Source organism: Nostoc sp. (assembly GCF_035638895.1).
Lineage (GTDB): Bacteria > Cyanobacteriota > Cyanobacteriia > Cyanobacteriales > Nostocaceae > Nostoc.
In genome coordinates, this window is the sequence record NZ_DASQZC010000411.1 from 29,038 (window position 1) to 43,939 (window position 14,902).

Below are 14,902 nucleotides of genomic sequence, written 5' to 3' on the forward strand. Positions count from 1 at the left end.
CATATCAGAAAATTTGATATTCATAAAAAGGTGTAATGCTTGGTTGTTTTCCCGATCCCTATCCAGATGAATTGTTTTACAGCATCTGTGCCAGATTTCAAGACCGATTACAGTATCCTAGCCAAAGATCAACAGTTCAGGATTTATTTCAAACAAAAAATGCGATCGCAATTGTTGACCTGCCAAGCAAGCTGAATAAACTTGTTGCTGGCTTACCTCCTAACTCAGGTTATACAGTTGAATATTTCATAAATAATCACACTCTATTACCTTTTTACAGGCCTTTTCTACCCCCAGAACGACTTCATCTTATTCAGGAAGATATGGGTGGGGATAATGGCTCGAAAATTCATGCACGTCTAGGAATTGTGGCTGGCATCATTAAGATACCTGATCATCTGCGCTTTTGTCCTTTATGCATACAAGATGATAAGAAGCGATTTGGTGAGTGCTACTGGCATCGTCTTCATCAACTACCTGGTGTTGAAGTCTGCCCTACTCATGAAGTTTTTTTAGAAAACAGTAGTGTATTAACGCAAAATCGTAGACGCATATATGAATTTATTTCCGCAGAACAGGCATCCCAAATAGTATCTCCTTGCCCAATAGACCCTTTGAATCCTAGTCACCAAATTCTGTTGAGCATAGCTAGAGAGGTAGATTGGCTTTTGAAGCATTGCCACATAGTTCTTGGCTTAGAGAATTTACATAAAAAATACCAATCTTTAGCGATGAGGAATCCAGATTGGGTAACTTACGCTGGCAGAATTCGTATTCAGGAATTATTGAAAGCATTTAAAAATTACTATCCTTTGCAAATCTTAGATCGGGTTCAGTGCCCACTTGATGAACAGATCCGTGATAACTGGCTCGCCCAATTAGTGCGCTTTCCTCAAAGGGTTCACCATCCCCTACGTCATTTGCTACTCATCAAGTTTTTGGGTCATACGGCCAAAGAATTCTTTGAGTTACAAGAAGCGCCACCTCCATTCGGTCATGCTTCTTGGCCATGCTTGAATCCTGTATGCAAACACTACAAAAAACTGCAAGTTAAAGAATGTCAGATTACATACAATCAGCAGAATTACAAACCAGTTGGTACATTTGGTTGTACCTGTGGTTTTGTCTATTGTCGAAGTGGCCCTGATGAATCGCCAGAAGATTGTTTTCGATACTCTAAGGTCACGTTTTATGGTTCTGTGTGGGAAGAATCTTTGAAAGCTCTTTGGGAAGATTCATCCTTGACCCTAAAGCAGATGGGTCAGCATCTTGGAGTTGACTTTAAAACGGTTCTACGTCAAGCAAGTAGATTACAGTTGAATTTCCCACGGTCGAATACTAAGGCTACAGCAACAGAATTATGCCCCTCTCTCAAGCCTCGTAAAAAGCCATTGAATCTCAACCAAGATGTTATTCAATCATCCCGAAAACAATGGTTGAAATTAATGGAAGCAAATCCAGGCATGGGAAGAACCCGATTACGAAGTAAAGCTCCAGCACTTTATGGGCAATTATACAACTATGACCGGAAGTGGTTACAGGAGCATTTGCCATCACCAAAAACAAACAATGGCACTCCAGATGTGGATTGGGATAGCAGAGATGATCAAACAATGGAAACTGTTAAGGATGTAGCACAGCAATTGAAGCAAGATTTTAACCGCCCTATTTGGATTAGCAGAACAGCGATCGCTAATTCTCTTGCTCATCCTGCAAGTGCTTGGGTCAAAAGACATCTCAAAAGGCTGCCAAAAACAGCAGAAGTTCTAGCTCAACTGAGCGAAACTAGAGAAGAATTTGCAGTCAGAAGAGTTCAATGGGCAGTGAATTGTTTCCGTCAAGAGAATATTGTTCCCCAGAGGTGGCAATTGGTGCGTCGTGCTGGGTTACGTCCAGAGATACGAGAGTTACCTTTAGTTCAGGAAGCGATCGCAACTGCTTTGGACTCTTTCAACCTGTTGGGTACAGTTGAGGATGCAGAAGGCAAAATTAAGGTCACGCTTTGAACATAGATCAATACCTCATATACTGCATGATCCCATTATTTGTCTTTCCCTTGATCTGAAAGGATTTGTCCTTCATTTTGCGCTTTTTTAATCGCTTTTTTCAGAATTAACACTGCCATTTGAGACAAAGAACGCTCCTCTGCATCTGCTAGTTGTTGCAGAGCTTCTTTGTCTTCTTCTTCCATGTAAAGAGTTACTGTTACTTTTCCCATGTGATTATCATAAGCGCTATTGTGTGCTTTTAACTTAAACGCACATAAACACATAAATTAACACAAAAGCACACTAAATATGCGTATAATTACTTATAAGTCAAAAGCCAGCGATCAACTTTCTCAGAGACGACGCTGGCTTTCGGCCCCCATATCACAGGAGACATTTTCCATGTTAAAGCCTGTTAGCTACAAAATAGATCAACACAGAGCTTATCAACAAGCTCTAGATGATTTCGGTATCACAGAATTACTGGCAAAACTCAGCAACTACTCTGATGCTGACTTTGATAGCACTTGGATGCAACTCAAGCAGCAAGAAATAGAAATGTTAGCAGCGATTCTAATTTCTCAGTTGACTGGTAGCATTAATGGTAAGTTGATTGCTGATTATCTCAATCTCATCCGACACATTAACCAGGATGTAGTACCTGGCTTAATTAATCTAAAATTCCCAAACACATCTATTGAGCTTCCAGCCAATTTTCCTGATGCAGCGAATACACCTAGATTTTTATATGGCGATCGCTTGCGTTGGCTCTCTGCTGAAAGCGATACTGACTGGGGTATTGTCATTGGTAGATTCTATAGCTATGCGCCCCATCATTGCTGTTGGACATGGTGCTACCTAATTTGGTTAAGCAAAGACAGTCCCAGTGCATCTTGGACATCTGCTGACATTGCCTGGGAAGAGGATTTGGAACCAATCAGCGAGGAAACAAACTTATGAATCCTCATCCATTGAAGCAGCGAGAGCAAGATTTAATTCAACTCTACAGTTACTGTGAGTTGGGAATGACTCCCAAGGAGTTTTACTCCAAGTGGCAGGTAAATTACGAAGAAATTGCTCAAATTTGTTCTCGCTCACTTTCCACTGTTCGGCGCTGGTTTTCTAGGGGACGCAACTACCGTCGCCCGATGCCTAACGATTTACGCCACCTTGCCCTAATGAGTTTTTTACTTGAACACTTCGAGGAGATTCCTGAAGAACTCTTGAAAAAGTTTTGTTTTCCAGACAAGAGTGAGTAGGACTTAAACCCAATTTCAATATCATTCTGATATTTTTTGCCAGCCACCATCACAGTAGGCTGGCTTTTGTCTTGGAAAGTACAGATACGACCTAGAGAATTTTTATGACTTACTCCGAAAAGCTCAGTCCTTGGTGTGTTATCCGGCTTCTACCTAATATGCAGCACCGGATTTTAGCCCGTTTTCGTCGCCGCAGTGATGCGGAAGCTCATCTACAAGTTTTACACCGATTGATTCCAGGAATGAGTTTTACACTAATTTTCAATGTAGCGTCGGAGAAACAAGACCAAACTACTTGAAATTAACCATCAGGTATAAAATACTCGTTGCAAAACTCTTCTTCATTTTGTAGATAGGAAGGGTTTTGTGTATGAATAAGCTCTTGGATAGCAAGTTAACTTAGCAGCGATCGCAGTTATACAGCCCCACATAGCAACCTCGCAACTGCTTTAGAAACTTTACAATTGTATGATTCCTGCTAGCTATTTACTCTACCATCCATTACCAATGAGGATGAACGGTGCCCAGTAGTAGGGGTGGCTAAGATTACGGGAAATAGATTGTTCACTTTGACCCAATTTATAATTAACGCTACTCCGGTTGCTGTCGCTGCCTTGGCTGTTGCTTTTGAGCATGGTGAGTTGCGCTTGACGTAAAGCTTCTGTTTTGGTCATCTGACCTGTAGAAAGATTCTGGTAAAATTGTTGCATTAATTGGCTGGTGCTGGCATCGTTGACGAGCCAAAGCGAGGCAATAACAGATTTAGCGCCATTAGTAAGAAAGTAAAAACTCATACCAGACATTTCCAAGCCATCAGCATTTTCTCCACCCAAAGCAGTTTCGCAAGCGGAAAGTACAACTAAATGGGTATCTGCCATGTAGTTACCTAGTGTTTGAATTTTATCAACGGTTAATTTATCACCACTACCAGAGAGGAGGTAAGAGTTTTCCGGGCGACCAGATTCAAATTTACCGTGGGTAGCTAGATGCAATATCTTATTACCTGTGAGATTGTCGCGCAAAGAGCTAAAAGTAAAGTTTTCATTGAGGAACTCTGAGCCGGGGAAAATGCCTTGTTGTGCTTTTCCCGACTGCTGAATGATTGTGGCTAATTCATTGGGGACATTTGATAAAGCATTAAACCCAGGAAAGGCTTTAGAGACTCCCATTGCTAAGACGCGAATCTCTTGCTTGTTGTTGGGTAAGCGCTCTTTGACATCTGTTAAACCTGCATTCAGAATTGTGGAAACAGAATAACGCTCAATTAAATATTGTTGCCCATCAAATAGGGCTGCCATTGGGATGTAGCGGGTGGAACGGTCAAGGGAAAATACTAAATGATGGATATTTTTATCTTTAATTTCCTTTTCTAAGGGTTGGAGCAGCCAGTTATATAATTGTTTACTTGTGGCTTTGACGGCTGTCTCATCTTCAGGGCTGGACAGTTGGGTTCTGAATTGGTTTACCGTTTTCCAAAGTTGCTGTTGGTTGACAGGTGTTTCAAAGCTGCGGAAAACCACGCCCTTTTCTCCGGCTCTACTAGCTAGGAGAATCCGAATTTTGTCTTTCAAAACCAGGGGATAAATTAGGATTGTACCTGGTTCAGCAGTGACAATTTTGGCAGCAGTAGTGCGGAGTTGTTCGGGTTCAAGGAGTGCGGGGTCTTTGGCGAGTCGGTCTTGGAGGGTTTTACGAAAAGCATTAGTGTCTTGCTGGAATTTTTGGGTTAAGACATCAAGTTGATCTCGTAGTTGGCTGAGGGTGCTACATTTTTTCTGCTCGCATTCATAAACCTGTTGTCCAAAGACGATGAGGGTGCCATATTTGTTGAGGATTTCTTCTTCGATGCGGGCTAAGGCAATTCCAGAGGTTTCGCCACCTGCTCTAGCATTGCGGGTAAAGTCTCGCAATTCTTGGATTTTCAGGAGTTCGAGAACTTGTTGAGCTTCTAGTAGTCTTCCTTGAGAGAGCAGCAGGTCAGCTAAACGGCGATAGGTATGTGCTACGGTTTGGGTGTAGGACTCTTGTTGCTCACGGGGTAATGTGCGAATATTGTTGCGGATGCTCTCTCGCACATTGACTGATTGCTTGTAAAAGACAATGGCTAATTCTGATTGCTGCTGTTTTTCTAGTGACCAGGCAATATTATTGAGAGCGGCTCCCTCGCTTTGGCGGTCTTTGATTTCTCGCGCGATCGCTAACTGTTGTTGTCCATACTCAATGGCTTTGGCATAGTTGCCCAATTGAGAGTAAGCAATTCCCAGATTGCCCAGAGCGGCTCCCTCGCTTTGGCGGTCTTTGATTTCTCGCGCGATCGCTAAGTTTTGCTGATGATACTCAATGGCTTTGGCATAGTTGCCCAAAGAGAAGTAAGCAATTCCGAGATTGCCCAGAGCGTTACCCTCGCTTTGGCGGTCTTTTATTTCTCGCGCGATCGTTAAGTGTTGCTGATGATACTCAATGGCTTTGGCATAGTTGCCTAAATTTTTGTAAGCAATTCCGAGATTGCCCAGAGCTTTACCCTCGCCTTGGCGGTCTTTGATTTCTCGCGCGATCGCTAATAATTGCTGATGATACTCAATGGCTTTGGCATAGTTGCCTAAATTAGAGTAAACAAGTCCGAGATTGCCCAGAGCGGCTCCCTCGGTTTGGCGGTCTTTGATTTCTCGCGCTATCGCTAAGTGTTGCTGATGATACTCAATGGCTTTGGCATAGTTGCCTAAATTAGAGTAAACAAGTCCGAGATTGCCCAGAGCTTTACCCTCGCTTTGGCGGTCTTGGATTTCTCGCGCGATCGCTAATAATTGCTGATGATACTCAATGGCTTTGGCATAGTTGCCTAAATCAGAGTAAACAAGTCCGAGATTGCCCAGAGCGGCTCCCTCGCTTTGGCGGTCTTTGATTTCTCGCGCTATCGCTAACTGTTGTTGTCCATACTCAATGGCTTTGGCATAGTTGCCCAAAGAGAAGTAAGCAATTCCGAGATTGCCCAGAGCCTTACCCTCGCTTTGGCGGTCTTGGATTTGTTGATAGAGTTTGAGCGCTTGTTGCCAAGACTGGAGTGCTGCCCCAAATTGACTTGTATTAAGTTGTTGAATTCCTTGTTGTAAAAGTTTGTCTGCTTCTGCTTTGGGGTCTTGGCTAGTCTGTGCTTGTGCTGAGGTAGAGAGTATGTAACTGGGAATGGGCAGCAGGTAGGGAAAAAGCACCAGTAGCAGAGGTGGCGCGATCCAGCTAACTAATCTGAGGTGCAGGGACATTACAGTTAAAATGGGGGAGATTACTGAAGATTTTACCTAATTCATTGCCAGGTTGGAGACTAAAGAACATGGCAATCTGTATTTTGAGATACTGTTTAATCCTTAATTCAGGTTTGAGAGAGTGAGGTATGTCTTCTATTAAACGTCGTCAGTTTCTACAATCGCTCAGTGCATCCCTAACAGTTCTGGGTATCAATCAACTGGGTATGCAGCAAGCGGCTTTACATTATGGCAAGGTTCTCGCACAGGATACACGCCGGAAACGAGCGCTGTTAGTGGGCATTAATGACTATCCTGGGACGAGTGCCCAAGACTTAAAGACACAAGGATTGTGGTATCAGTTAAAGGGGGCAGTAAATGATGTGGATCTTCAGCGAGAACTGTTGATTCATCGCTTTGGGTTTCATCCAGATGATATTTTGGTGTTGAGCGATCGCCAAGCAACTCGTCAAACTATTCTAGATAAATTTGAGCAGCACCTAATTCAATGGGTTAAGTCGCCAGATGATGTAGTAGTCTTTCACTACTCAGGACATGGCTCGAATGTGATTGACCCAAATCAGGTATTCAAAGATAATCTTAACGGAACCATTGTCCCAGTTGACGCAGATTTACCTGATGGCTATCCCCAGAAAGGTGGTGAAGTTAATGATATTACCGCAGGCACTATATTTCTGCTGCGGGAAGCACTTGGGCGCAAAACTAAAAACGCTACATTCATTCTCGATAGTTGCTACTCTGGCGGTGGAGTGCGCGGGAATTTAATTATCAGGTCGCGCCCCGGTCATGTAGAATTGCGAGGCGACAGAATCACACGATTGGCAGCTAGTCAAGAAGAATTGGCATATCAGCAGCGCTGGCTGACTGATTTGAAGCTATCTCAGGAAGAATGGATTGCTCGACGTAGAAAAAATATTGTTAACGGTGCAGCAATTTTCGCAGCCCAGCGCAATCAGGAAGCAGCTGATGCAGCATTTGCTCGTGATGTTCATGCAGGTGTGTTTACATACTCGCTGACTCGACAGCTTTGGCAGCAAACGAGTAATCAGGCGATGGGTAAAGTAGTCGTGGCTGCTGCTGCGAAAACTGAGCAGTTTCTGAAAACTATACAAAATTCTCGTGGGCAAAAGCCGGATATTGAGGTAAAATCCGGTAGCAATGATGATCAGCAGCCGATGTTTTTTGCCCCGATGCAGAAACCAGCAGCAGAGGCTGTGATTACAGAAATCATAGGAAAGACTGTAAAACTGCTATTAACTGGTGCAGAACCCCAAGTTTTGGAAGCTTTGGGTAAAGGGGCAATATTTACTATTGTGGACGATCGCCGACAAGCACAAGGGACTGTAAAAATAGAGTCACGCGATCGCCTAAATGCAACTGGCTTACTTCAAACTAATTCGGCAATCAAAATTGCTCCGGGAACCGCCTTACAAGAACAAATCCGAGCAATTCCTACTAATCTCAAATTACGGATTGGGTTAGATAAATCACTCAACAGTGAAGCTGCAAAACAGGCATTGCGATCGCTCCCCCGGATTGAAGTAGCACCTTTACTAGAGCAGGAAGTACATTACATCTTGGGTAAAATGCTACCTCGTTACCGCCAGGAGTTTGAGAAAAGAGCGATCGCAGATTTGCCACCTGTAAATAGTATTGGTTTATTCTCGTTGGGATTTGAGCCGATTCCTGGCTCATTTGGGACAAAAGATGAAAGTATTAATGAAGCAGTCAATCGGCTACAGACGAAATTTAAGTTATTGTTAGCAGCCCGACTGATAAAACTCACACTCAATACCAATTCATCTCGGTTAAACGTTGTTGCTAGTCTTGCAGGTGCAAATACGCAGTCTTTGCTAGCGGAGTCGTTTACAATCCGTGGGGGTAAGAGCTTATCTCCAAGAATTCCGCCAACGGTAAAATCTCAAACTCAGTCGATTGCTCAAATTGAGGTTGACAAACCCGTACAAATCTCCGTTGAAAATCGAGAAAGGCGTGATTTGCATATAGGAGTATTAATCTTTAGTCCTGATGGGGATATTGATATTTTATTTCCCTTGAGTGAGAGCAAGAATGCTGCACTTGTTTCAGCAGGGGAAACACTTAAAATCCCAAGCGAGGCAGAAATGAAAACAGGAGGAAAGATATCTTTTGGTAAACCTTTGGGGATTGTAGAGGTGTTGATTGTGGCGAGTACAGTACCAATTAACAAAGCATTGAAACCGCTACAGGCATTGATAATGGAACATAAGAACGAACAAAGAAGTGCCACTGAAGTGGCTCAGAAGGCAGAAGATGCAGTAGCTAGTTTACTAGATGACCTGGCTAGCGAGACTCGTGGTGAAACAAAAACAAATATTCGCCAGTTTGATGTTCAACAGATGGCGGCGTTATCTATGACGTTTGAGATTGTTGACCAAAAAAGAAATTAGTAATTGCACTCTTGCGATCCTTTGTTTTATTTTCGATTCTACCTATACCTATAAGAGTGGTTTAGTTAATTGTCTGAGCGACAGCCTAAGCATCTAAATTCTACCTAAGATATAGTGAGGGTAGAATTATCAGTAATTTCCCTGATATTAACCGCAATGCCTTTAAGACTCTGGCTGGTTAGCTTATTCACATCGCCACTGCTGCTGACGCTTATTCCCTCACTTCTGCAAACTTCCAGTTATCCCTTCTCTACCTCAGTACAAGCACAGACAAGCCAAGACAAAACAGCAGAAGCTGACAGGCTATTGCAGCAAGGAAAGCAACAATTTGATATCAGCCAATATAAAGCGGCTATCCAATCTTGGCAACAGGCGTTAGCAATTTATCGAGAACTTAAAAATCGCTTAGGCGAATCCAACTCGCTGATAGGTCTGGGCAATGCTTACAGTTCCCTTGGGCAATATGCCAAAGCCATCGAGTTCTACCAGCAGTCTCTGAGCATTCAGCGAGATATCGGCGATCGCAATGGCGAATCCAACTCGCTGATGGGTCTGGGCACTGCTTACAGTTCCCTTGGGCAATATGCCAAAGCCATCGAGTTCTACCAGCAGTCTCTGAGCATTCAGCGAGATATCGGCGATCGTGAAGGGGAAGGGCTTACTCTAGCTAACATTGGCGAAACACTAGAAAAACAAAAGCAGTCAGAATTAGCCATTGTCTTCTACAAACAATCAGTAAATGTGCGTGAAGGTATCCGGCAGAATATCCGTACATTACCCCGTGAGCAGCAAGAGTCATATACTCAAACTGTGGCAGATACTTATCGCAGTCTCGCTGACTTGTTACTCTCCCAAGGACGAGTTCTCGAAGCCCAACAAGTTTTGGAACTATTAAAAATCCAGGAACTGCGGAACTACACCAGAGATACTAGAGCAGGTGGTGAAACTCAAGGAAGTCCCCTAACTCCGGTGGAATCGCGTGTAGTTCCACCTTACAATAATGTGGTGAATCTAGGTTTAAAGCTGACTGAATGCGAACGTAAACCACCCTATTGCTCAGAACGCGAGCAACTGCGATCCCTACGCGATCAAGCTAATACAGAATTTAACAAACAAGCAGACAAACTCAGAGCTTTAGCCAAGGAACAACGCGAAAGAGATCCGGCTCAAATTCAGCAAGAAGAACTCACAGTTGCAGCCCAAAAAGTAGTTCAATCCCAACCCAAGACGGTGTTAATTTATCCCTTAGTGCTAGAAGATAAACTCTGGCTAGTTTGGGGTACTCAAGCCGGAAAACAGGGGGTTGTTTTTAACAGCAAGGTTGTACCAGTAGGACGCAAAGAACTAGCTACAACAGTTGTGGAGTTTCGGCAATTGCTGGAACAGCCAGGGGATGTCAAAGAGTTACAAAAAGTGAGTCAGAAACTTTACCAATGGCTAGTTAAACCGTTACGAGCCGAGTTAGACAGTAATCATATTCAGAATTTGGTGTTTTCTCTTGACCGTTCCACCCGCTACATCCCAATGGCTGCGCTGTTCGACGGCAAAAAATATTTAATTGAATCCTTTAATACTTCTACTATTTTGACTGCGGGGTTAACCGACACGAGCGATCGTCTTTCGCCAAAAATTGATAATGATCATGTACTGGGGTTAGGTTTATCTGAGAAGGTTGGCAATTTTAATGCACTCCCCAATGTTCAAGACGAAATTAATGGCATCATCCGCAGTCAGACCAATCCCAATGGTATTTATCCAGGTTTGCCCCTGATCAACAAATATTTTACCAAAGATGCTTTTAAGTATCTGATTGATTATCGGATTTTGCATATTGCTACCCACGCTCAATTTATCTCTCAAAACCCAGAAGATTCATTTCTACTACTGGGAGATGGTAATCAGTTCAAGATTCCCGAAGTGAAAAACTTAACTGATTTAGGCGGAATTCATCTGGTGGTGCTATCTGCTTGTGAAACGGCGCGGGGTGGAGAAGATAAAGAAGGTATTGAGGTATCTGGACTAAGCTACTATTTTCTTACCAGTGGCGCTAAATCGGTGATTGCTTCTCTGTGGTTGGTAAATGATGCCAGTACCAGCCAATTAATGCGGTATTTGTATCAAAATCTCGCCACTGGTAAGATAACCAAAACAGAATCCTTACGTCAAGCACAACTCACCATGATTGCAGGTAAGAATCAAAACAGCGACAGCAAAGACCGAAGCAGTGTGAGATTGACACCAGGGAATAGCGGACAAACTGCAATCATTTCCCGGAATCTTAGCCACCCTTACTACTGGGCACCGTTCATCCTCATTGGTAATGGATTGTGAAAAAATCTATTGTCTCAAACAAGCCCTATTAAAAAATGTAATTTTTTGTTTACTGATTTGGTGTGAGTAAAGCCAATAGATAATTAATGGTAAGATCACCGATAGGCTAAGTAAAATCATAGGAAAGTTGAGTTAAAAATGCCACCAGAAGATTCTTTGCTAGAAAGCAAAACTAGAGCGAATCAGTTATTGTTAGAGGGGACTACGAGTTTTGATAATAAAGATTATGAATCTGCGACCACCTTATATCAACAAGCAATAGAAATTTTTCGGGATCTGCAATTAAAAATAGATGAGGGACTGGTACTTAATGCTATAGGATTGTCTTATTATTATTTACATTCCTACACTAAGGCTAAACAATCGTTTGAAGAATCATTAACTATCTTTAGATCAGAAGACACAAGGGATAGACAGCAAGAAGGACGGGTTTTAAATAATCTCGGCATACTTTATGATGCTATGGAAAATTTTGCTCAAGCGAAAGCAAGCTATGAACTGGCTTTGAAAATTTTTGAAGAGATTGAGGATCAAGTTGAGCAAGCCAAGGTCATCAATAATTCCAGCTATAGCCAGTACCTTCAGCAAGATTATAAATCAGCTTATGAAAGGCTCCCTATGGCATTTAATATCTTCCGGGAAGCAAACGCACAACCAGGACTAGAAATTGCCCGTCGTAACTTGATCAATACAGCAATGCGCCTAGTAGCAGAAGAACCAGGCAGAGAAGATGGCAATCACGATCCATCTCCTCCACCTCCTCTTAAACGTCGCGACGTTGAATAGTTATTACTGTTATTTCAGCACTAGATTCATTGCAAAATCCTGAGCCTTAAAAGTATGCGGGGTTATTGTCAGCACTATCAAAGTTATTGCATTAGTTTAGGTTGTGTACTAATTATTGGATTGATTTTTATTAGAAATACTCCAGCATATTCACAACCTGCTTTCCAAACAAACCACAGTTCGGCAGAGTTAATCGTTAAAATTAAGGCGCATCAACTATTAAATCACGGAGTACAACAATATACGGAAGGCAAATATAATGCTGCAATTAATAGTTATAAACAAGTTTTATTGTTGCAGGATCAACTTAATGATCGTCAAGGCATAGGGCGGACATATAGTGTTCTGGGACGTGCTTATTACAAAGCTGGCAAATATAAAGATGCGATTATTGCTCACCAAGAAGCTATAAAAATTTTTACCGAATTAGGCGAGAAGGCGCTAGCAGCAAATCAATTGAATAATTTAGGGATTGCCTATGATTCTTTAGGCAAATACTCTACAGCTTTATCATACTATCAAAAAGCACTAAGTATATTTCAGCAATTAAATGATCCTGTTGAATTAGGTAGAACATTAGATAATATGAGTTTTACCTACTACAACTTAGGTAAGTATGCCGATGCTTTGAACCAGTATCAAACTGCTTTACAAATTCGTCGAACTTTAAATGATAAAAGAGGAGAAGGCATCACTTTACAAGGAATAGGAAATATTTATATTGAATTAGGGCAATATTCAAAATCTTTAGAATATTATCAACAAGCTTTGGTTGCGCTAAAAAGTATTGATGAAGCTAAGTTGCAAGGATTTGTTATCAGTGGCATTGGCTATGTTTATGCCCAACAACATTTATATGCTAAAGCTTTAGAATATTATCAATCGGCATTAACTTTATATCGTCAAGCTGGTAGCAGACGAGAAGAAGGACATACTCTTAATGGGATGGGTGATGCTTATTTATATTTGAAAAAATATGACAAAAGCTTAAAGTCCCTAAATCATTCCTTAGAAATTTCTCGTGCAATTGGAGATCGTCAATACGAAGGCATAAATTTAAATAGTTTAGGTAAATTTTATAAACTAAAAAACAACTTTAGCAAGTCTTTAGAATTATATCAGCAAGCTTTAGCGATTAGTAAGGAGATTGGCGATCGCCCAGGTGAGCGAATTACTTTAAGTGCGATTGGTGATTTGCTAGCCCAACGCAAACCAGAACTTGCTATTATTTTTTACAAACAAGCTGTGAATGTCACAGAAAACATTCGTCGAGACTTACGAGTTCTTTCCCGCGAACATCAAAAATCCTATACACAAACCGTAGCAAATACTTATCGCAGTTTGGCTAACCTTTTACTCTCTCAAGGACGAGTTCTCGAAGCCCAACAAGTCTTGGAACTATTAAAAATCCAAGAATTACGCGATTTTACCCGCAATACCAGAGTAGGAGGCGAAGCCACAGGCATCGCCTTAGCCCGTATTGAAGAAGACATCCTCAATAAATTTGGCACACTGATCGCCTTTGGTGCGAAAGTTTACGAATGCGAACAGCAAAAATGTAGCAAACTAAGCCAACTGCGCGACCAACTCGATGCCCTAACCACAAAATTCAATCAGGATTCTAACGCCTTTCGGAAAACCCTACAAGATAGACTAGCTAGCGACCCCGCCCTCCTCGAACCCGCCCAAATGAGCAGTACCGCCGCCAAAATTGTCACGGTTGAACCAGGCACTGTATTAATTTATCCTCTGGTCTTAAAAGACAAAATCCGTATCCTTCTGGCGGCTAGGGCAGGAGAAGAAGGAGTAGTTTTCCGCAGTTTTGAAACACCTGTCAGTCAAGAGCAACTCTGGAAAACCGTTGCTCAGTTTAGAACCCAACTATCCAGTTCTGGCGATATGGTTGCGGTGAAAGCCACCAGTCAACAACTATATGATTTGCTTATTAAACCCTTAGAAAACGAACTCAAGGATAAGACTGTGCAGCATCTAGTGTTTGCCCTTGACCGTTCCACCCGCTACATCCCGATGGCAGCCCTGTTTGATGGGCAGCAATATCTGATTCAACGCTATAGAATTTCAACGGTTCTGAATGCAGGGTTAACCAATGTTAGCGATCGCCTTCCCCCTAACAAACAAGATAACAATGTTCTGGCAATGGGTGTATCCAAAGGGTTTTCGGGGTTTAATCCCTTGTCTAATGTGCCACAAGAATTAGATGCGATTGTTCAGCAGTCAGGAAATGAACAGGTCGGTATTTTTCCAGGGTTGAAGTTGCTTAACGAAGCTTTCAATTTCCGAGCTTTGCGAGATAATTTAACAGGCAATAAGATACTACACATCGCTACTCACGGCAAATTTGAAGCAGGTCGTCCTGAAAATTCCTTTCTTCTCTCCGGCACTGGGGATAAATTAACAGTCGAACAAATTCAAAATCTGCAAAATTATATGAAGGATACCCATTTAGTAGTGCTTTCTGCCTGTGAAACTGCCCTAGGTGGTGTAGATGCTGATGGGATTGAGATGTCTGGCATTAGCTTCTATTTTCTCACCAACGGAGCTAAGGCGGTGATTGCTTCCCTTTGGCTAGTTAATGATGCCAGCACTAGCCAACTGATGCAACAATTTTACCAGAATCTTTCTACTGGCAAGATGACCAAAGCTGAAGCACTCCGGCAAGCTCAGATCACTATGATCACAGGTAAAAACCTAAGCAGCGATACCCAGGGTCAGAGAAGTAGCGTGAAGTTTACACCGGGGACAAGCGAACAATCTACACTCATCTCTCGCAATCTCAGCCATCCTTACTACTGGGCACCGTTCATCCTCATTGGCAATGGATTGTAGAT

Annotated in this window: 10 protein-coding genes; 8 read left to right on the plus strand and 2 right to left on the minus strand. The window is 42.3% G+C overall.

All coding sequences use genetic code 11. The features are described 5' to 3' along the window. The first annotated feature begins 35 nt into the window (after positions 1 to 35). On the plus strand, positions 36 to 2,006 hold the full coding sequence (locus VE944_RS20420) for a TnsD family transposase (protein ID WP_324981047.1): 1,971 nt from the start codon (positions 36 to 38) through the stop codon (positions 2,004 to 2,006). A gap of 35 nt (positions 2,007 to 2,041) precedes the next feature. On the opposite strand, the gene VE944_RS20425 is transcribed toward VE944_RS20420, so the two are convergent. Continuing rightward, positions 2,042 to 2,218 (minus strand): ribbon-helix-helix domain-containing protein, encoded by a 177-nt coding sequence (locus tag VE944_RS20425; RefSeq protein ID WP_324981050.1) that lies wholly within the window; start codon positions 2,216 to 2,218, stop codon positions 2,042 to 2,044. A gap of 79 nt (positions 2,219 to 2,297) precedes the next feature. Here VE944_RS20425 and VE944_RS20430 point away from each other — a divergent pair, with 79 nt between their 5' ends. From VE944_RS20430 to VE944_RS20440, 3 genes are all read left to right on the plus strand, one after another. Beyond that, on the plus strand, positions 2,298 to 2,948 hold the full coding sequence (locus VE944_RS20430) for a hypothetical protein (protein WP_324981053.1): 651 nt from the start codon (positions 2,298 to 2,300) through the stop codon (positions 2,946 to 2,948). Further along, entirely contained in the window at positions 2,945 to 3,247 is a 303-nt protein-coding gene (locus VE944_RS20435) for an RNA polymerase sigma factor (RefSeq protein ID WP_324981056.1), read from the plus strand. Before VE944_RS20430 ends, VE944_RS20435 begins: the two co-directional genes overlap by 4 nt. Positions 3,248 to 3,351: 104 nt before the next feature. Further along, complete coding sequence (locus tag VE944_RS20440; RefSeq protein ID WP_322690933.1) at positions 3,352 to 3,546, plus strand: hypothetical protein; 195 nt, start codon at positions 3,352 to 3,354, stop codon at positions 3,544 to 3,546. A 192-nt stretch (positions 3,547 to 3,738) separates the two neighbouring features. Here the strand turns inward: VE944_RS20440 and VE944_RS20445 are convergent, their stop codons facing one another. Beyond that, on the minus strand, positions 3,739 to 6,507 hold the full coding sequence (locus tag VE944_RS20445) for a CHAT domain-containing protein (RefSeq protein ID WP_324981062.1): 2,769 nt from the start codon (positions 6,505 to 6,507) through the stop codon (positions 3,739 to 3,741). 128 nt (positions 6,508 to 6,635) lie between these two features. On the opposite strand from VE944_RS20445, the gene VE944_RS20450 reads away from it, so the two are divergent. The 4 genes from VE944_RS20450 to VE944_RS20465 all read left to right on the plus strand — a co-directional run bounded on the left by VE944_RS20450 (position 6,636) and on the right by VE944_RS20465 (position 14,900). Continuing rightward, positions 6,636 to 8,936, plus strand: coding sequence for a caspase family protein (locus VE944_RS20450; protein ID WP_324981065.1), 2,301 nt, complete (start codon positions 6,636 to 6,638; stop codon positions 8,934 to 8,936). A 156-nt stretch (positions 8,937 to 9,092) separates the two neighbouring features. Next, positions 9,093 to 11,267, plus strand: coding sequence for a CHAT domain-containing protein (locus tag VE944_RS20455; RefSeq protein WP_324981068.1), 2,175 nt, complete (start codon positions 9,093 to 9,095; stop codon positions 11,265 to 11,267). Positions 11,268 to 11,405: 138 nt separating this feature from the next. Continuing rightward, complete coding sequence (locus VE944_RS20460; protein WP_324981071.1) at positions 11,406 to 12,053, plus strand: tetratricopeptide repeat protein; 648 nt, start codon at positions 11,406 to 11,408, stop codon at positions 12,051 to 12,053. A gap of 120 nt (positions 12,054 to 12,173) precedes the next feature. Next, positions 12,174 to 14,900, plus strand: coding sequence for a CHAT domain-containing protein (locus VE944_RS20465; RefSeq protein WP_324981074.1), 2,727 nt, complete (start codon positions 12,174 to 12,176; stop codon positions 14,898 to 14,900). Positions 14,901 to 14,902 lie beyond the last annotated feature (2 nt).

Bases quoted from the DNA above. Each gene is read 5' to 3' on its own strand.
- VE944_RS20420 (WP_324981047.1), top strand. From the start codon at position 36: ATGCTTGGTTGTTTTCCCGATCCCTATCCAGATGAATTGTTTTACAGC.
- VE944_RS20450 (WP_324981065.1), top strand. From the start codon at position 6,636: ATGTCTTCTATTAAACGTCGTCAGTTTCTACAATCGCTCAGTGCATCC.
- VE944_RS20435 (WP_324981056.1), top strand. From the start codon at position 2,945: ATGAATCCTCATCCATTGAAGCAGCGAGAGCAAGATTTAATTCAACTC.
- VE944_RS20425 (WP_324981050.1), bottom strand. From the start codon at position 2,218: ATGGGAAAAGTAACAGTAACTCTTTACATGGAAGAAGAAGACAAAGAA.
- VE944_RS20445 (WP_324981062.1), bottom strand. From the start codon at position 6,507: ATGTCCCTGCACCTCAGATTAGTTAGCTGGATCGCGCCACCTCTGCTA.
- VE944_RS20440 (WP_322690933.1), top strand. From the start codon at position 3,352: ATGACTTACTCCGAAAAGCTCAGTCCTTGGTGTGTTATCCGGCTTCTA.
- VE944_RS20460 (WP_324981071.1), top strand. From the start codon at position 11,406: ATGCCACCAGAAGATTCTTTGCTAGAAAGCAAAACTAGAGCGAATCAG.
- VE944_RS20455 (WP_324981068.1), top strand. From the start codon at position 9,093: ATGCCTTTAAGACTCTGGCTGGTTAGCTTATTCACATCGCCACTGCTG.
- VE944_RS20430 (WP_324981053.1), top strand. From the start codon at position 2,298: ATGCGTATAATTACTTATAAGTCAAAAGCCAGCGATCAACTTTCTCAG.